The 18,126-nt window shown below is 51.7% G+C and carries 15 protein-coding genes; 8 read left to right on the forward strand and 7 right to left on the reverse strand.

Annotated features, from left to right (window positions below):
* Window positions 1–158: 158 nt before the first annotated feature.
* From GJ1_RS04220 to dnaA, 7 genes are all read right to left on the reverse strand, one after another.
* On the reverse strand, window positions 159–1,226 hold the full coding sequence (locus tag GJ1_RS04220) for an HD-GYP domain-containing protein (protein ID WP_066228915.1): 1,068 nt from the start codon (window positions 1,224–1,226) through the stop codon (window positions 159–161).
* 128 nt (window positions 1,227–1,354) lie between these two features.
* Window positions 1,355–3,829 (reverse strand): DNA gyrase subunit A, encoded by a 2,475-nt coding sequence (gene gyrA / locus GJ1_RS04225; protein ID WP_066228917.1) that lies wholly within the window; start codon window positions 3,827–3,829, stop codon window positions 1,355–1,357.
* Window positions 3,830–3,973: 144 nt separating this feature from the next.
* Window positions 3,974–5,896 (reverse strand): DNA topoisomerase (ATP-hydrolyzing) subunit B, encoded by a 1,923-nt coding sequence (gyrB, locus tag GJ1_RS04230; protein ID WP_066228919.1) that lies wholly within the window; start codon window positions 5,894–5,896, stop codon window positions 3,974–3,976.
* A gap of 45 nt (window positions 5,897–5,941) precedes the next feature.
* A complete protein-coding gene (gene recF / locus GJ1_RS04235) occupies window positions 5,942–7,060 on the reverse strand; it encodes a DNA replication/repair protein RecF (RefSeq protein WP_066228922.1) in 1,119 nt (372 codons plus the stop codon).
* A gap of 11 nt (window positions 7,061–7,071) precedes the next feature.
* Complete coding sequence (gene yaaA, locus GJ1_RS04240; RefSeq protein ID WP_066228925.1) at window positions 7,072–7,293, reverse strand: S4 domain-containing protein YaaA; 222 nt, start codon at window positions 7,291–7,293, stop codon at window positions 7,072–7,074.
* 194 nt (window positions 7,294–7,487) lie between these two features.
* Window positions 7,488–8,624: a DNA polymerase III subunit beta gene (gene dnaN, locus GJ1_RS04245; RefSeq protein WP_066228928.1), complete on the reverse strand. Its 1,137-nt coding sequence runs from the start codon at window positions 8,622–8,624 to the stop codon at window positions 7,488–7,490.
* Between the two features lie 173 nt (window positions 8,625–8,797).
* On the reverse strand, window positions 8,798–10,150 hold the full coding sequence (dnaA, locus tag GJ1_RS04250; protein ID WP_066228930.1) for a chromosomal replication initiator protein DnaA: 1,353 nt from the start codon (window positions 10,148–10,150) through the stop codon (window positions 8,798–8,800).
* Between the two features lie 480 nt (window positions 10,151–10,630).
* Between dnaA and rpmH the strand changes: the two genes are divergently transcribed.
* The 8 genes from rpmH to noc all read left to right on the forward strand — a co-directional run bounded on the left by rpmH (window position 10,631) and on the right by noc (window position 18,078).
* Complete coding sequence (gene rpmH, locus GJ1_RS04255) at window positions 10,631–10,765, forward strand: 50S ribosomal protein L34 (RefSeq protein ID WP_003253900.1); 135 nt, start codon at window positions 10,631–10,633, stop codon at window positions 10,763–10,765.
* Window positions 10,766–10,844: 79 nt separating this feature from the next.
* The gene (gene rnpA, locus GJ1_RS04260; protein WP_066228933.1) at window positions 10,845–11,210 is read left to right on the forward strand and encodes a ribonuclease P protein component; all 366 of its coding nucleotides are present in this window, start codon (window positions 10,845–10,847) and stop codon (window positions 11,208–11,210) included.
* A gap of 74 nt (window positions 11,211–11,284) precedes the next feature.
* Entirely contained in the window at window positions 11,285–12,049 is a 765-nt protein-coding gene (gene spoIIIJ / locus GJ1_RS04265) for a YidC family membrane integrase SpoIIIJ (protein ID WP_066229070.1), read from the forward strand.
* A complete protein-coding gene (gene jag / locus GJ1_RS04270; RefSeq protein ID WP_066228935.1) occupies window positions 12,046–12,702 on the forward strand; it encodes an RNA-binding cell elongation regulator Jag/EloR in 657 nt (218 codons plus the stop codon). The genes spoIIIJ and jag overlap by 4 nt, the downstream gene beginning before the upstream one ends.
* A 338-nt stretch (window positions 12,703–13,040) precedes the next feature.
* Window positions 13,041–14,429, forward strand: a complete 1,389-nt coding sequence (gene mnmE / locus GJ1_RS04275) for a tRNA uridine-5-carboxymethylaminomethyl(34) synthesis GTPase MnmE (protein WP_083509937.1) — start codon at window positions 13,041–13,043, stop codon at window positions 14,427–14,429.
* Window positions 14,430–14,447: 18 nt separating this feature from the next.
* Window positions 14,448–16,337, forward strand: coding sequence for a tRNA uridine-5-carboxymethylaminomethyl(34) synthesis enzyme MnmG (gene mnmG, locus GJ1_RS04280; protein WP_066228938.1), 1,890 nt, complete (start codon window positions 14,448–14,450; stop codon window positions 16,335–16,337).
* 23 nt (window positions 16,338–16,360) lie between these two features.
* Window positions 16,361–17,077, forward strand: coding sequence for a 16S rRNA (guanine(527)-N(7))-methyltransferase RsmG (rsmG, locus tag GJ1_RS04285; protein ID WP_066228941.1), 717 nt, complete (start codon window positions 16,361–16,363; stop codon window positions 17,075–17,077).
* 155 nt (window positions 17,078–17,232) lie between these two features.
* Window positions 17,233–18,078, forward strand: coding sequence for a nucleoid occlusion protein (noc, locus tag GJ1_RS04290; RefSeq protein WP_066228943.1), 846 nt, complete (start codon window positions 17,233–17,235; stop codon window positions 18,076–18,078).
* The last annotated feature ends 48 nt before the right edge of the window (window positions 18,079–18,126 follow it).

Raw genomic sequence — 18,126 nt, forward strand, 5'->3', positions numbered from 1 at the left:
GCGTTTTGTTTAGTTTTCAAGGAACTTTTTCGCTGTCGTTTAATGATGACAGCTATTAAATAGTAACGCGTGGATAACGAAAAGTCAACAACTTTTTTGTTTCGTTGTCGTCACAAGCAATGCTCATTGTATCACATCGATGTTGTTTAGGCAATAGATCAATCTTGCACCATTTCCTCGATATAGATGTCCCTCTGAGCGCTTAGTGAAAGCAACTGTCCGGTTTCGATGATCTTGACGATTGGCCGGGCTGGCTCGTCCGAAGGAATAAACATCACTTCAGCCATTTCACCGTTGGAAAGTTTGACGATGGCTCCTGATTGCAAACCAATGAGACCATTTACTAACGCAGCGACAGCTTCAGCATTCAGTTTACCAAACTGCTCCCGCTGCATCGTTTCAATGGCCCGAAATGGCGATTGTTTGCGGCGATATAACCGTTCAGAAGTCATGGCATGGTAAACATCGGCGACGGCGATCAGCTGACTGTAAGGGTGAATTTTTTCCGCTTTTACTCCGAGTGGGTAGCCGCTGCCGTCATTTCGCTCATGATGCTGCAATACGGCGAGCTTTGCCCCATGGTTTAGCGCGGCGATTTTCTGCACCATGCGATAGCTGAAGACCGGATGTTGCTTTACTTCATTGAACTCGGCTTCAGTAAGCGCCGACGGTTTCGCTGAAATTTGTCGGCTTATTTTCGCCATGCCGCAGTCCGCTAACACACCAGCAAGGACGATTTGATAGCATTCTCCTGCACTGTACCCAAGCTGCATAGCTAAAAAACCAGCGAGCAGCCCGACGCTGACAGCATGGTGGTGCAAATAGTCACCCTTAGTTGCGTAATGATGCAGCATAAGCAGCTCCTGTTTTTGGCCCGCCATTTGTTCAAAAAGCGGGATCATGATCCCTCTGATTTCGCCGATATCAACCGGCAAACCGGCTTGCCATGATTGGAACCATGTTTTGTATTGTTCGACTGCTTCTAAGTAGGAGGCCATCGGCTGTTTGGCGGCCGCCGTTGATGCGGAATCAGCGACAGGAAACGGTTCGCCGTTAGCGAGCAACGGTTCAACGTCCACTTCTTCAACGAGAAATTTTTCCATAACGAGAAGCAACGTTTTCGTGATTACTGTGTTTTTCGGTATAATCGGGCGTTTCGTCTTGCCGAGCACATCTTCAGCGAGCACGCATCCTTCGCGAAGCTGGGAGCGTTTCACGCGGACCATCGGTTGATCCCCCTTGTCTTTTTCGTCATATTTTTATCATACATGATTTTTTCTACGATGGCAGTGCTTTCGAAACAGAAAAACGACGCCCCGCGCATGTGCACACGTAAGCGAAGCGTCGTTTCCGCCTAAGCTGAATGATCTCCTTCTTGTTCTTCTTTCTCCTCTTCAGGCACTTTCGCCACCGTAGCGACGCACTCGTGCCCATCCTCGCTCGAAAGGCGGATGAGTTTTACGCCTTGGGCGATTCTTCCTGTTCGGGAAATATCGCTGATGGCAATGCGGATGAGCACGCCGCCGGTTGTGATCACCATGAGGTCTTCATTGCCGACGACGGTTGTCACTGCGACGACAGAACCGTTTCGATCCGTGACGTTGCATGTTTTCAATCCTTTGCCGCCGCGGCTTTGCACGCGGTACTCCGAAGCCGGGGTGCGCTTGCCGAAGCCTTTTTTCGTAACGACAAGCACATCGTGATCGTCTTCTAAAATTTCCATGCCGACCACTTCATCCCCGTCACCAAGCGTGATCGCTTTGACTCCCGTCGCGCTCCGTCCCATCGCCCGGACGTCGGTTTCCGGGAATCGAATGAGCATGCCGTTTTTCGTGCCGATGATCAAATGCTTTTTGCCATCCGTCAGCCGGACGGAAATCAGTTCATCCCCCTCGCGCAAATGAATGGCGATGAGCCCGTTGTTGCGAATATGGGCGAACGCCGAAAGCGGAGAGCGTTTGGCAATTCCTTGTTTTGTCGCAAACACGAGGTAGCGTTCATCGCTAAACTCGCTTTCAATCGGGATGATGGCGTTGATCCATTCATCTTTATCGAGCTCGAGCAAATTGATGATCGGCAACCCTTTGGCTGTGCGGCCGAATTCCGGGATCTCATAGCCTTTTGCCTGATATACTTTTCCTTTGTTCGTGAAAAACAGCACCGTGTCATGCGTCGACGTAACAAGCAAATGTTCGACGAAATCGTCTTCTGACGTATGCATGCCTTGCACGCCCCGGCCGCCGCGCTTCTGACTTCGGTACGTTGATAAAGGCAGACGCTTGATGTAGCCTTTATGGGTGAGCGTGATGACGACATGCTCGTGCGGAATTAAATCCTCGTCATCGAACTGCTCGACGGCTCCAGAAACGATTTCTGTGCGCCGTTCATCGTTGAATCGCTCCTTAATTTCGCTCAGTTCGTCGCGGATGATTTGCAATACTTTCTCTTCGTCAGCCAATACACCTTTCAGTTCTGCGATCAAACGGACAAGGTCTTGATATTCTTGTTCGATTTTTTCCCGCTCAAGGCCGGTCAACCGTTGCAGGCGCATGTCCAAAATCGCCTGCGCTTGCCGTTCGCTGAGCGAAAATCGCGCCATCAGCCCTTCGCGCGCCGCCTCCGTCGTTTGTGAGCGGCGGATGAGGTCGATCACTTCATCCAAATGGTCCAGGGCAATGCGCAACCCTTCCAAGATGTGGGCGCGCGCCTCGGCTTTTTTCAGCTCAAACGCCGTCCGGCGGCGGATGACCGTCTTTTGATGGTTCAAATAATGCTCCAAACATTCTTTTAAGTTCAGCACTTTCGGCTCGCCGTTCACCAAAGCGAGCATGTTGATGCCAAAACTCGTTTGCAACGCCGTATGTTTGTACAAATTGTTCAACACAACTTTCGCGTTGGCATCGCGCCGCACTTCAATGACGATGCGCATGCCGTTCCGGTCCGACTCGTCGCGCAAATCAGTGATGCCGTCAATTTTTTTCTCGCGCACGAGTTCGGCGATCCGCTCGATCAGTTTCGCTTTATTCACTTGGTAAGGAAGCTCGCTCACAATGATCGTTTCTTTGCCGTTCGGTTGCCGTTCAATTTCCGCTTTGGCGCGCAATGTAATCGAGCCGCGGCCCGTTTCGTACGCCTTGCGGATGCCGCTGCGGCCAATAATTTGTCCGGCGGTTGGAAAGTCAGGGCCTGGGATGTATTCCATCAAATCAGCGACCGTCATCTCTGGATTTTGGCTGAGCGCGAGCAAGGCGTCAATCACTTCGCCAAGCTGATGCGGCGGAATGTTCGTCGCCATCCCGACAGCGATGCCGGATGAACCGTTGACAAGCAAGTTTGGAAACCGGGACGGCAACACGACCGGTTCTTTTTCCGATCCGTCATAGTTGTCTTGGTAATCAATCGTGTCTTTGTTAATGTCGCGCAAAAGCTCCATAGCCATTTTCGACATGCGCGCTTCCGTGTAACGCATGGCCGCCGCCGCGTCGCCGTCGATCGAGCCGAAGTTGCCATGTCCGTCAACGAGCATATAGCGGTAGTTGAAATCTTGGGCCATGCGCACCATGGTGTCATATACAGCAGCATCCCCATGCGGATGGTATTTCCCGATCACTTCACCGACGATGCGGGCCGACTTTTTATATGGTTTATCGGCGGTCATGCCGAGGTCGTGCATAGCGTATAAAATGCGACGGTGCACCGGTTTCAACCCGTCGCGCACGTCCGGCAGGGCGCGCGAAACGATGACGCTCATCGCATAGTCAAGAAACGAAGAACGCATTTCTTGGCTGATGTTGACTTCTCGGATGCGCGGTTGTTCTTGTTCTGCCATTCGTTCAAACCTCCCTTTGAAACCTCCTCCAGTCCGGCCCGGCCAGGCGGACGCAGATGGATGGCGGGCGCCGCTTCGCTCGCGCGCCGGGTAGCCCCGTCGGCAAAGTGAAGCGGGGAGGGCGTGCTTCCCTCTCTTTTCAGCCTAAATATCCAAGTTTTTCACGTAACGGGCGTTTTCCTCGATGAATTGGCGGCGCGGCTCGACTTTATCACCCATTAAAATTTCAAACGTTTCATCCGCTTCAATGGCATCTTGCAAACTGACTTGGAGCAACGTTCTCTTTTCCGGATTCATCGTCGTTTCCCAAAGCTGCTCTGGGTTCATTTCTCCCAACCCTTTGTAGCGCTGAATGGTCGGCTTCGGCTGATCTGGAAGCTCAGCGAGAATTTTTTCGAGCTGGCGATCGTTGTATGCATAGCGCACTTGTTTCCCCTGCTCAATTTTATATAGCGGCGGCTGGGCAATGTACACGTAGCCATGCTCGATGAATTCGCGCATGTAGCGGTAAAAGAACGTCAAAAGAAGCGTGCGGATGTGAGCGCCGTCGACGTCCGCATCCGTCATGATGATGATTTTATGGTAACGTGCTTTGGAAATATCGAAATCTTCGCCAATGCCGGTGCCAAGAGCGGTAATGATCGCCCGCACTTCGTTGTTGGACAAAATTTTGTCCAGTCTTGCTTTTTCTACATTGAGAATTTTCCCGCGCAATGGCAAAATCGCTTGAAAATGGCGGTCACGCCCTTGTTTTGCCGAACCGCCGGCCGAATCGCCCTCAACGATGTACAGTTCGCTGATGGACGGGTCTCTCGATGAGCAGTCGGCTAGTTTTCCCGGCAAATTGGAAATTTCAAGCGCACTTTTGCGCCGCGTCAGTTCGCGCGCTTTTTTCGCTGCCAATCGCGCTCGAGCCGCCATCATTCCTTTTTCGACAATTTTCCGGGCAATGGTTGGATGTTCAAGCAAAAACGTTTCGAACTGTTCGGAAAAGACGGCATCGGTCACCGTGCGCGCATCGCTGTTGCCAAGCTTTGTTTTTGTCTGTCCCTCAAACTGCGGCGATGGATGCTTGATCGATACGATGGCCGTCAGCCCTTCGCGCACATCTTCGCCGGTCAAGTTGGCATCGTTGTCTTTGAAAATTTGCTGTTTGCGGGCATAGTCGTTGATGATGCGTGTCAGCGCCATTTTAAAACCGGATTCGTGCGTGCCGCCTTCGTGCGTATGGATGTTATTGACGAACGAATAAATGTTGCTCGTATAGCCGTCGTTGTACTGCAAGGCAATTTCTACAGCAATGCCGTCGCGCTCGCCAGCGATATAAATCGGCTCCTCGTGCAGCACTTCCCTCGTCCGGTTCAAATGACGGACGTACGAACGAATGCCGCCTTCATAAACATATTCGTTTTTTCGGTTATCAACCCGTTCGTCCGTCAGCGTAATTTTCAGCCCGCGGTTTAAAAAGGCGAGCTCACGCAGCCGAGTGGCCAGCGTTTCATAGTCGAATTCGGTCGTCTCGGTGAAAATTTCCGGATCCGGCTTAAAGCGAGTCGTCGTCCCGGTCCGATCTGTCTCGCCAATGACTTGCAAATCGGTGCACGGCTCCCCGCGCTCGTATCGCTGGTAATGAATTTTTCCATCTCGATAGACGTACACTTCGAGCCATTCCGATAAGGCGTTGACGACCGAAGCGCCAACGCCATGCAATCCACCGGACACTTTATAGCCCCCTCCGCCGAATTTCCCGCCGGCATGCAGGACAGTCATAATGACTTCGACGGCGGGGCGCCCGGTCGCTTCATGAATGTCAACCGGGATGCCGCGTCCATTGTCGGCGACGGTGATGCTGTTGTCTTTGCCGATTGTTACATCAATGTTTGTGCAATAGCCCGCCAACGCCTCGTCAATGCTGTTGTCGACGATTTCCCAAACGAGATGGTGCAACCCTTTCGGCCCCGTTGAACCGATATACATCCCCGGGCGCTTGCGGACCGCTTCAAGGCCTTCAAGCACTTGAATTTGGCTTGCATCGTACGTCTGCTCAACCCGTTGTTCCATTGTCATGTCTGATCACCTACGCTTTCTTTGCAAACGTTCAATATTGCGCGGTCAAGAAGGGGCGGTTACCGAACCGGAACGGACTCGATAAATGGCCGCTTCTTGAATGATGTCGTGTTTAATGCCGTCGATGCTTGTTGTTGTGACAAACGTTTGTACTTTCTTTCGGATGGCATCAAGGAGGTGGGTTTGCCGAAAGTCATCAAGTTCCGACAACACATCATCAAGCAATAAAACGGGGTAATCGCCTAACTCGGAAAAGATGAGCTCAAGCTCCGCCAGTTTGACCGCCAGCGCCGTCGTGCGCTGCTGTCCTTGGGAACCGAACGTTTGTACGTTTTTTCCGTTTACGAAAAATGCGATATCATCGCGATGAGGACCGATCAGCGTCGTCCCTCGCTGAATTTCCCGCTCCCTCATATCGGCGAACGTTTCGTTGTATGCTTCTACTATTCTCGACAATTCTGCCCTTTCTGATACGTCGACCGACGGTTCGTATCGGATGTGAAGCTGTTCGGCGCCGCGGCTGATTTCATAGTGGATCGGCGCCGCCCATTGCTCAAGCAGCGACAAAAACTGGCGGCGCCGCAGTGTAATTTTGGCCGCCAGCAACACGAGCTGTTCCGTTAACACGTCAAGCACTGCTTCGTCGCTCCGCTCACGCGCCTGCATCATTTTTAAGTAATGGTTGCGCTGTTGCAGCAACTTTTGGTATTGGCTTAAATCATGTATATACACAGGCGATACTTGCCCGATTTCCATGTCGACAAACCGGCGTCGCACTTGCGGGCTTCCCTTGACTAAGTTCAAATCTTCGGGAGCGAACATGACAACGTTTAAATGACCGACGTATTGGCTGAGCCGCTGTTGTTCGATGTGGTTGCACTTTGCTTTTTTTCCTTTTTTCGAGATCAACAGCTCAAGCGCTAATGATCCGCTCCGCTTTTCCGCTCTTCCCTCTATTTTAGCATACTCTTCGTTCCAACGGATAAGGTCTTTATCATTGGACGTGCGGTGCGACTTTGCCATGGCCAAAACGTAGATGGCCTCCATCATGTTCGTTTTTCCTTGGGCGTTTTCCCCTAAAATGACGTTTACGCCTTCGTCAAAATGTAACGTTTCATGCTCGTAATTGCGATAATTCGTCAACGTTAAGCTGGTTAAAAACACCTAACTTTCACCTACTCCGCCTTCACGACGACAAACGTGCCGAACGATTCAATGTCGACCCGGTCGCCGTCTCTCAGCTTTCGCCCACGCCGATTTTCCCGCTCTCCATTGACCAGCACGTGATGTTCTTGCAAAAACCATTTGGCCGCACCGCCGGTATCGATCAAGCGCACGAGTTTCAAAAGCTGCCCCAGTGTAATGGTTTCTGTTGTGATCGTCACTTGTTGCACCATCCGTTCATCGCTCACTTTCCTTACAAACTGCCTATTTCTTTATTTTACCGAAAAATCGGCTCATTCGCAAAGAAAGCCGATGGGAGGGATAGGCAGAGACGTTGCCCACCTTCTCATCGGACATAGAAAAAAGCAGCGGAACGGCTTTCCTTCTTCAGATCAGCTCTTTTTTGGCCAACAGGGAGGGTGGTAGATCAATACGTTCTCACCGGCAAAATAAGCTGGAGCATTGAGTCGGTATGAAGCGGACGCAGCAAGAACGGCCGCATCGCTCCAGTAAAGCTGATTTGAATGTCTGTGCCGTCGAGCGCCCGCAGCGCGTCCATCATGTATTTGGCGCTGAAGGAAATGTTTAATTCCTCGCCTTCGAGTGATTCCGTTTGCAGTTGCTCCGTCACTTTCCCAATCTCCGGAGAAATCGAGGAAATTTCAAGCATCCCTCCAGGAAGCGTCGTCAGTTTCACGACATTGTTTCTTCCTTCCCGCGCGAGCAAGGACGCTCGGTCAATCGCCTGCAAAAACTCTTTTGCATTGACGATCATAGTTGTTTTGCTGTCGGTTGGAATTAAGCGGGCCGTTTCCGGATAGTTTCCGTCAAGCAGCCGCGAGAAAAAGAGGAGATGCTCAGCCTTAAACAACACTTGATTGGCCGTCATAACGATCTCAACCGGGCGGTTGTCGTCATCCAAAATTTTGCTCAGTTCATTCAGGCTTTTTCCTGGGATGACGACGTTGTATGACACGTCGCGTTCCGACTCGATTTTTACTTTGCGCATCGCCAAGCGATGGCTGTCGGTCGCTGTGCAGACAAGTTCGCCATGTTCAACTTTCCAGTTGACACCTGTCAAGATCGGGCGCGTTTCCGATGTAGAAACGGCGAACACCGTTTGCCGAATTACGGCTTTCAACAAGTCTGCAGGAATTTGAAACATATTTTCTTCCTCAATTTGCGGCAGACGCGGATATTCGTCAGCGTTTAGCCCATTAAGGCGAAATTCTGAATGACCCGAGCGGATGATTGTCAGAAAGTTGTCTTCCGTTTCGATTTCCACCGTCTGCTGCGGCAGTTTTTTCACGATTTCAGCGAAAAAGCGCGCCTGCAGCACAATGCTTCCTGGTTTTTTCACATCGACGAGCAGTTTCCCTTCTTTTTCAAGCGGAATGAACGATTCGATCGAGATGTCAGAATCGCTTCCTGTCAGTGTCACTCCTAAAGCGGTCGCGGTCAATTTGATTCCTGTCAAAATCGGGATCGTTGTTCTTGTTGATACAGCTTTCATTACATCTTGAACGCTTTTCGCCAGCGCTTCGCGGTCAATGGAAATATTCACGTTCCTGTTCCTCCCCGTTTCTTTGATCCTTTAGGAAATAAATTATAAAAATATAAAAACAAAAACCGTAGTACTAGTCGTATGGCTTGTTAGTATGTGGATAAACAAAAAAAGCGAAGCAAGCACAGCCTGTCCACATGTGGATAAGCTGTGCATAAAGCCGCCGCCGTTGTTCACAGTTGCTTCAGCTTTTCTTGAATCTCCTGGATATGTCTTTGCAGCTGCGTGTCAGTTTGCAAAAGTTTCGATATTTTTTCATGGGCGTGGATGACGGTCGTATGATCGCGTCCGCCAAATTCATCACCGATTTTTGGCAACGAACAGTCAGTCAGTTCACGAGAGAGATACATGGCAATTTGCCGCGGAAACGCGACCGATTTTGTTCGTTTTTTCGCTTTGAAATCTTCCATTTTGATGTTGAAATACTGCCCAACGACGCGTTGAATGTCTTGAATCGTGATTACTTTCGGCTTTGCGCTCGGGATGATGTCTTTCAACGCCTCCGCTGCCAAGTCAGCGGTGATCTCTTTGTTGATGAGCGATGAATAGGCGACGACGCGGATGAGGGCGCCTTCAAGCTCACGGATGTTCGAGTCGATTTGATTGGCGATGTAAAGCATCACTTCGTTCGGGATGTCGAATCCTTCCGCCTTCGCCTTCTTGCGCAAGATGGCGATCCGCGTTTCCAAATCAGGCGGCGTAATATCGGTGATGAGCCCCCACTCAAAGCGTGAGCGCAAGCGGTCTTCAAGCGTTGGAATTTCCTTCGGCGGCCGGTCGCTTGAGATGACGATTTGTTTGCTTTCTTCGTGCAACGTATTGAACGTATGGAAAAACTCCTCTTGCGTTTGTTCTTTTCCGGCCAAAAACTGAATATCATCGATCAGTAGAACGTCGACGTTCCGGTACTTGTTGCGAAAGTCGTCAGGGCGGTTGTCGCGGATGGCGTTAATAAACTCATTCGTAAATTTTTCGGAAGATAAATAGACCACTTTCGCCGATGGGTTATGTTCAATCACGTAATGGCCGATTGCGTGCATTAAGTGCGTTTTTCCCAGTCCGACGCCGCCGTAGATAAACAAGGGGTTGTACGCTTTGGCCGGGGCCTCAGCGACCGCTAATGAAGCAGCGTGGGCGAACCGGTTGCCAGAGCCAATGACAAATGTATCGAACGTGTATTTCGGATTTAACATGCTTTGAGGGAAATCGTTCGCCTCTTCATACGGTTTCCGTTGCTTTTTCTTGGATGACTGGAACTCCAGTTCTTCATCATCCTGATTTGGCGGAATGATAAACTTGACAGCCAATTCTTCGCCGGTGATGGCGTAGATCGTTTCCGCAATCAAATGGGAGTAGCGGGTATCAAGCCAATCTCTAGCAAACTCGTTCGGGGCTACGATGACGAGCGTGTCACCTCGTAAAGAGTGGGCTTTCGTTGACTTGAGCCAAGTTTCAAAGCTCGGCTTGCTGATTTTTCGTTCGATCTCCGCGAGCACGCGACCCCATAAGTCATGGATATTTTCCACCCGTTGCCCCTCCCTTAAGTCAGAGGATGATCGTTTGTTTTAAAAAATGAAGTTTGTGGAAAAATATATTTAAGGAAAAAAAGCGGCTTTTCGACAAAATCCACCATCTGTGGACAATGTTATAAACATGCTGTGAAAAAATATATCCACAACCTATCCACAGAATGTGGGTATCTTTTTTTATCCACACATTTATCCATAGTGAAAACACAATAATAATAGCAAATAAAACGTCTTGTTGCAACGGGATTTTTTGATTATCCACATAACGGACAGGTTGTGCAAAAAATCGTTATCCACACCGTTGGATATGTGAAAAAGTTGTCGATAAATGTTGTGGATTGTTGATGGGGGAAGGAGAGATTATCCACGTCATCGATCAAAGCTGGAAAAACGAAGAGGCGGTTGACAGTAGCTAAGATTGTTCAATATAATGAGAAAGACTGCCCGTAACTGTTATTCCCTAGGGAGGTGTCATAGATGAAACGGACGTATCAACCGAATAGACGGAAACGGAGCAAAGTGCACGGATTCCGTGCGCGCATGAGCACGAGAAACGGAAGAAAAGTGTTGGCGCGCCGCCGTCGCAAAGGAAGAAAAGTATTGTCTGCATAATAGGCCACTGAAGTTTCAGTGGTCTTTTTTCTCAATATTTTGCCGCCGGGAAACTAGGCGAATGGAGTGTTTCAGGAGAATGAAAAAAAAGTATCGGATCAAGAAAAATGAGGAGTTTCAGGAAGTGTTCCAGCGGGGCGCTTCAACGGCCAACCGCCAATTTGTCGTCTATACGCTCGACCGCCCGGAGCAGCCTTATTTCCGCATCGGGCTGTCCGTCAGCAAAAAGCTCGGCAAGGCGGTCGTTCGAAACCGAATCAAGCGATATATCCGCCAATGCTTTCTCGAATTGAAAGAGGACATCACCCCAGGAAAAGATTATGTTGTGATTGCTAGGCAACCGGCAGCGGAGATGAACTATGCGGAAGTGAAAAAAAGTTTAATCCATGTACTCCGGAAAGCCGGGGGGCTGAAAAAAGGGGGGCAGCCGCCGCATTCGGCTTGAAAAAATGCTCCACGCGGCGAAAAAAGATGGTAAAATACATACGTGAACTTGTATATGCGGGAGGAAAAAAGAAGGTGAAAAGGCAAATCGGATTGATCGTTTTGCTTGGCGCGCTGGCGGCCGTGCTGGCCGGATGCACGGAAATTCATAAACCAATCACTCCGGAAAGCAAGGGGTTTTGGAACGAGTACATCGTTTATCCGCTTTCTTGGCTGATCAAATATGTCGCCGGGCTGCTTGGCGGAAGCTTTGGGCTGTCGATCATTGTCGTCACCATTTTCATCCGCCTGTTGATTTTGCCGCTGATGATCCAACAGACGCGCAACGCAAAGGCCATGCAAGCGCTTCAGCCGGAAATCGAAGCGCTGCGCAAAAAATACAGCTCAAAAGATGCCCAAACCCAGCAAAAGCTCCAGCAAGAGATGATGCTCTTGTTCCAAAAACACGGCGTCAACCCAATGGCCGGCTGCTTCCCGATTTTGATCCAAATGCCAATTTTAATTGGCTTTTACCATGCCATTATGCGCACGAGGGAAATTGCCCAACATAACTTTTTATGGTTTGACCTTGGCGAAAAAGACCCATACTACATTTTGCCGGTCATTGCCGGCATAACGACATTCATTCAGCAGAAAATCATGATGGCCGGCTCTGCTCAGCAAAATCCACAAATGGCGATGATGCTTTGGATGATGCCGATTATGATCGTCATTTTCGCCATCAACTTCCCGGCTGCTTTGTCGCTTTATTGGGTCGTCGGAAATATTTTCTCCATTGTGCAAACGTATCTCATTAAAGGGCCGGAGATTGCCGCCCATTCAGGGGGAGCGAAAAAGTGAAAGAAGTGATTGCGGCTGCCCAAACAGTCGAAGAGGCGGTGCAGTTGGCGCTCGCGCAGCTTGGCGCGCCCCGGGAACGTGCGGACATCGTTGTGCTTGACGAAGGGAAAAGAGGCTGGTTTGGCTTGTTTGGCAACCGGCCGGCGGTCGTGAAAGCGGTGTTGAAAATCGACCCGGTTGAGGAGACGGTTCGCTTTTTGCAACAAGTCATCGCGCAAATGGGGGCGGAAGGGGCAAGCATCGAAGCCGTCCGCCGCGGCAAGCAGGTGACGCTTCAGGTGCACGGGGGGCTGGTCGGTCTACTGATCGGCAAGCACGGGCAAACGTTGAACGCTCTTCAGTTTTTGGCGCAGCTCGTCGCCAACCGCCATGCGGACGAATACGTGTCGATTGTCGTCGATGTCGAAAACTATCGCGAACGGAGAGAAAAAGTGCTGATCGAACTGGCGCACAAGCTGGCCGCCCGGGCGGTGAAGACGGGAAAAGAAGTGAGGTTGGAGCCGCTGCCGGCGCATGAGCGGAAGATCATTCATGCGGCGCTGGCTGGCAATAAACATGTCTTGACGTATTCCGTCGGCGTTGATCCGCACCGTTCGATCATCGTCGCTCCGAAAACAGGCCAAATATCGTCGAAAAGAGAGGCGCCTCGCTAAATTGGGCAGAGGCGGTTTTTTTATGCTTTCCCGCGGCTTGGAAGATTGGCGGTTGAATGGAGAGAACGCTCCAGCGAGAGCTTTTTCAAATGGGGAAAGAACGCAGCAGCCTTTTTTGCGTATACGGCCGGGCGATGGTGAAGAAATCACTGATTGCTGCTAACTTTTTACGGCTCGGCAGATGTTGCTTGCATTTTTCAACAACCGTGCTGAGTGCACCATATTGTTATTCACATGTGGATAAGTTAAAATTGAACTAAGTGAACATGCACAAGGGAATAAGCAGCTGAAGCGGGCTGTGGATATAGACAAAACAGTGAAAAGAGAGGTGAACGGCTTTGACGGAATTTGATACGATCGCCGCCATTTCCACGCCAATGGGGGAAGGGGCGATCGCCATTGTTCGGCTGAGCGGCGATGAGGCGGTTGAGATTGCCGATCGGATTTTTCGCAGTCCGAGCGGAAAGCGGCTCAGAGACGTCCCATCGCATACAATTCATTACGGGCATATCATTGATCCAAAAAGCGGGCGGATCGTCGAAGAAGTGATGGTGTCGGTCATGCGCGCACCGAAAACGTTCACGCGTGAAGATGTGGTCGAGATCAACTGCCACGGCGGGTTTGTTTCTGTCAATCGGGTGCTGCAGCTCGTGCTGGCGAACGGAGCTCGGCTCGCCGAGCCCGGAGAATTTACGAAGCGGGCGTTTTTAAACGGGCGCATCGATCTGTCTCAAGCGGAGGCGGTCATCGATTTGATCCGCGCCAAAACGGATCGGGCAATGAACGTCGCCCTTCAGCAAATGGAAGGGCGCCTGTCGAAATTGATTCGCGAATTGCGGCAGACGATTTTGGAGACGCTCGCGCACGTGGAGGTCAACATCGATTATCCAGAATACGACGACGTGGAAGAAATGACGCCGCGCCTGTTGCGGGAAAAGGCGGAATACGTGCGCGGACAAATTGAAAAGCTGCTGTTGACCGCCGCGCAAGGAAAAATATTGCGCGAAGGCTTGGCGACGGTCATCATCGGGCGGCCGAACGTCGGCAAATCGTCGCTTTTGAATGCGCTCGCCCATGAAAACCGGGCGATCGTCACCGACATTCCAGGGACGACACGCGACGTGATCGAGGAATATGTCAACGTCCGCGGCGTGCCGCTCCGCTTGATCGACACGGCTGGCATCCGTGAAACGGAGGACGTCGTTGAACGGATCGGCGTTGAGCGCTCGCGGCAAATGTTGAAGCGGGCCGATTTCATTTTGCTCGTCTTGAACTATCACGAGCCGCTGACCGAGGAGGATGAGCGGCTGTTTGCCATGATCGAAGGAATGGACGCCATCGTCATTGTCAATAAAACCGACTTGCCGCAACGGATCGATATGGGCCGGGTGAAAGAGCTGGCGGGCGGCCGTCCGATTGTGGCGACGTCACTGTTGCATGAGCAAGGAATTGATGAACTGGAAAAAGCGATTGCTGACCTGTTTTTTGGCGGTGAGCTGGAAGCTGGCGATTTGACGTATGTTTCCAACTCTCGCCATATCGCCTTGCTTGAGCAGGCGAAACAAGCGATCGAAGATGCCTTGGCCGGCATTGACGCCGGCGTGCCGATCGATCTCGTCCAAATCGATTTGCGCCGTGCGTGGGAGCTGCTTGGCGAGATCATTGGCGATACCGTCCACGAGAGCTTGATTGACCAACTGTTTGCTCAGTTTTGTTTAGGAAAATAAACGAGGAGGAAATGCCGTATGGATTACCATGGAGGAACGTATGACGTCATCGTCGTCGGCGCCGGTCATGCCGGCTGTGAAGCAGCGCTCGCTTCTGCCCGCATCGGTGCAAAAACGCTTGTCATTACGCTCAACCTCGATATGATCGCATTCATGCCGTGCAACCCGTCGATCGGCGGCCCGGCGAAAGGAATCGTCGTGCGTGAAATCGACGCCCTCGGCGGGGAAATGGCGAAAAACATTGACAAAACATACATCCAAATGCGAATGTTAAACACCGGCAAAGGGCCGGCCGTCCGCGCGCTCCGGGCGCAAGCCGATAAAGTGCTGTATCAGCGGGAAATGAAAAAAACGCTTGAAAGACAGGAAAACTTGACGCTTTTACAAGGGAAAGTCGAGCGGCTCATTGTTGAAGACGGCGTCTGCAAAGGCGTCATCACCCATACAGGGGCGCATTATTACGCCAAAGCGGTCGTCATTACGACCGGGACATTTTTGCGCGGGGAAATCATCATCGGCGACATTAAATATTCGAGCGGCCCGAACAACCAGCAGCCGTCGATTAAGCTGTCCGAGCATTTAGAAGAGCTCGGGTTTGAGCTTGTTCGCTTCAAAACGGGCACGCCGCCGCGCGTCAACAGTCGGACGATCGACTACAGCAAAACCGAGATCCAGCCGGGTGACGAGGAGCCGCGGGCGTTTTCGTACGAGACGACGACATACATCACCGACCAGCTGCCGTGCTGGTTGACGTACACGACGGAGGAAACGCACCGCATCATCGACGAAAACTTGCACTTGTCGCCGATGTACTCCGGCATGATCAAAGGAACCGGGCCGCGCTATTGCCCGTCCATTGAGGATAAAGTCGTCCGGTTTCACGACAAGCCGCGCCATCAAATTTTCCTCGAGCCGGAGGGGCGGGAAACAGAGGAAGTGTACGTACAAGGGCTGTCAACAAGCTTGCCGGAACATATCCAACGCAAGCTGCTTGAGACGATTCCAGGGCTTGAGAAAGCGCAGCTCATGCGGGCCGGCTACGCGATCGAGTACGATGCGATCGTGCCGACGCAGCTATGGCCGACGTTGGAAACGAAGCTCGTGAAAAACTTGTATACGGCGGGGCAAATCAACGGCACATCCGGCTATGAGGAAGCGGCGGGCCAAGGCATCATGGCCGGCATTAACGCCGCCCACCGGGCGCTCGGCCGCGAAGAAATCATTTTAAGCCGTTCAGATGCTTACATCGGCGTTTTGATCGACGACTTGGTGACAAAAGGGACGAATGAGCCGTATCGTCTGTTGACATCGCGCGCTGAGTACCGGCTTTTGCTTCGCCATGACAACGCCGATTTGCGCCTGACCGAGCTCGGCTACCGGATCGGCTTGATTTCCGAGGAGCGGTATCAAAAGTTTTTGGCGAAAAAAGAAGCGATCGAACGGGAGAAAAAGCGGCTGCAAACGGTGATCATCAAACCGACGCCCCAGGTGCAGGAAGTCATCCGCGAAGCAGGCGGAAGCGAATTGAAAGACGGCATCCGTGCGGCCGATTTGCTCCGGCGCCCGGAGATGACGTACGAGCACATCCGAAAACTGGTGCCGGCTGACGAAGAGATTGCTCCGGAAGTGGCTGAACAAATCGAAATTCAAATCAAATACGAGGGCTACATCCAAAAATCGCTCCAAGAAGTTGAACGGCTCAAAAAAATGGAAAACAAAAAAATTCCGGAAGACATCGATTACGACGCCATTCAAGGGTTGGCGACCGAGGCTCGGCAAAAGCTGAAACAAGTGCGCCCGCTCTCGATCGCCCAAGCGTCGCGCATTTCCGGCGTCAATCCGGCCGATATTTCAATATTATTAGTGTATTTGGAACAAGGAAGAATTGCGCGTGTGTCGAATGAATAAACAATGAGGGAAAGGATTGGCTTATGGAGGCGACACAATTTCAAGCCATGCTCGAAGAGAGGGGGATCCCCCTCTCTTCCCGGGCGCTTTCGCAGTTTGAGCGCTATTACGAACTGCTCGTTGAGTGGAACGAGAAGATGAATTTGACCGCCATTACGGACAAGCCCGGCGTTTATGTGAAGCACTTTTTCGACTCGGTCTCCCCGGCGTTTTACTACGATTTTTCCGCGCCGCTTGCGCTTTGCGATGTGGGCGCCGGGGCGGGATTTCCGAGCATTCCGCTGAAAATATGTTTTCCGCATTTGCGCGTTTCGATCGTCGATTCCCTGCAAAAACGCATTCGTTTTTTAGAGCATCTCACTGCCGAGCTCGGGCTTGCGGACGTGGCGCTTTACCATGACCGCGCCGAGACGTTCGCCCGTCAAAAGGGGATGCGCGAATCGTTTGACGTCGTCATGGCCAGGGCGGTGGCGCGCATGCCGGTGCTTGCCGAACTTTGCCTTCCGATGGTGAAAGTGGGCGGCACATTCATTGCGATGAAAGCTGCTTCGGCGCCCGAAGAGCTGAAAGAGGGGCGAAAAGCAATCAGCGTGCTCGGCGGCGAAGTGGCGGCAGCGGAAACGTTCACGCTGCCGTTTGATGAAGGCGGACGGACGATCATTTTCATCCGCAAGACGAAAAAAACACCGAACCAATACCCGCGCAAACCGGGAACGCCGAACAAGCAACCGATTCAATAGCGCCTTTGCGGACGGCGGGATGGATTTGCCGGCGGAAAGAGAGACAAGCTGCGCCGCCTCCTGCTTTTGTTCCGCGCCAAAAACCGGCTGTAAAGGCGCCTGCCGGGCGAGACAGAGATATTTTGGCCAAGTATGTCCAAAGGTGGTGTAGGGGGATGAAGCATCCATTTTCGCGCTTGTTCAGCTTTGGAGAAAAAGAGCAAGAAGAAACAGGGGAAAAACAAGAGCGGGAGGAAGTTCGCCACATTCCGGTTGCCAGCATCATTCCGAACCGCTTCCAGCCGCGCACGATGTTTGATGAAGAGAAGATCGACGAGCTGGCGCTGACGATCCGCACGCACGGCATCATCCAGCCGATCGTCGTCCGCGAATGCGGAAACGGGCGGTTTGAAATCATCGCCGGCGAGCGGAGATGGAGAGCGGTGCAAAAGCTTGGCTGGACGGAAATCCCCGCGATTATCAAAAACTTAAATGACAAAGAAACCGCCTCCGTCGCCCTCATTGAAAACTTGCAGCGCGAGGAGCTGACGCCGATCGAAGAGGCGATGGCGTACGCCAAATTGATCGAGCTTCACGATTTGACGCAAGAGGCGCTCGCCCAGCGGCTCGGCAAAGGGCAATCGACGATCGCCAACAAACTGCGCCTGCTGAAGCTTCCGCAAGAGGTGCAAGAGGCGCTCCTGCAGCGGGCGATTACCGAGCGCCATGCGCGCGCGTTGATTGCGTTGAAAGATAAAGAGAAACAGCTGAAGCTGCTGCAAGAGATCATCGACAAACAGTTGAACGTCAAACAGACCGAAGACCGGGTGTTAAAGCTGCTCGAGGCGAAGGAACGGAAGCCAAAGCCGAAGCGGAAGGCGTTCAGCCGCGATATGCGCATCGCCGTCAATACGATCCGCCAGTCGCTTTCTATGGTGGAAAACAGCGGGGTGTCCGTCCAATCGGAAGAAGAAGAATTTGATGACTACTACCAAATTACGATTCGAATCGCAAAAAAATAACGAACGTCATCTTTGGCCTCATCAAGCGCAGCTGATGGGGTTTTTTCT

It is taken from the genome of Geobacillus jurassicus NBRC 107829 (assembly GCF_001544315.1).
Classification (GTDB): Bacteria; Bacillota; Bacilli; order Bacillales; family Anoxybacillaceae; genus Geobacillus; species Geobacillus jurassicus.

Coding starts and splice junctions, on each gene's coding strand:
- rsmG (WP_066228941.1), top strand. CDS start 16,361: ATGGAGGCGACACAATTTCAAGCCATGCTCGAAGAGAGGGGGATCCCC.
- noc (WP_066228943.1), top strand. CDS start 17,233: ATGAAGCATCCATTTTCGCGCTTGTTCAGCTTTGGAGAAAAAGAGCAA.
- gyrB (WP_066228919.1), bottom strand. CDS start 5,896: ATGACAATGGAACAACGGGTTGAGCAGACGTACGATGCAAGCCAAATT.
- rpmH (WP_003253900.1), top strand. CDS start 10,631: ATGAAACGGACGTATCAACCGAATAGACGGAAACGGAGCAAAGTGCAC.
- mnmG (WP_066228938.1), top strand. CDS start 14,448: ATGGATTACCATGGAGGAACGTATGACGTCATCGTCGTCGGCGCCGGT.
- rnpA (WP_066228933.1), top strand. CDS start 10,845: ATGAAAAAAAAGTATCGGATCAAGAAAAATGAGGAGTTTCAGGAAGTG.
- GJ1_RS04220 (WP_066228915.1), bottom strand. CDS start 1,226: ATGGTCCGCGTGAAACGCTCCCAGCTTCGCGAAGGATGCGTGCTCGCT.
- gyrA (WP_066228917.1), bottom strand. CDS start 3,829: ATGGCAGAACAAGAACAACCGCGCATCCGAGAAGTCAACATCAGCCAA.
- yaaA (WP_066228925.1), bottom strand. CDS start 7,293: ATGGTGCAACAAGTGACGATCACAACAGAAACCATTACACTGGGGCAG.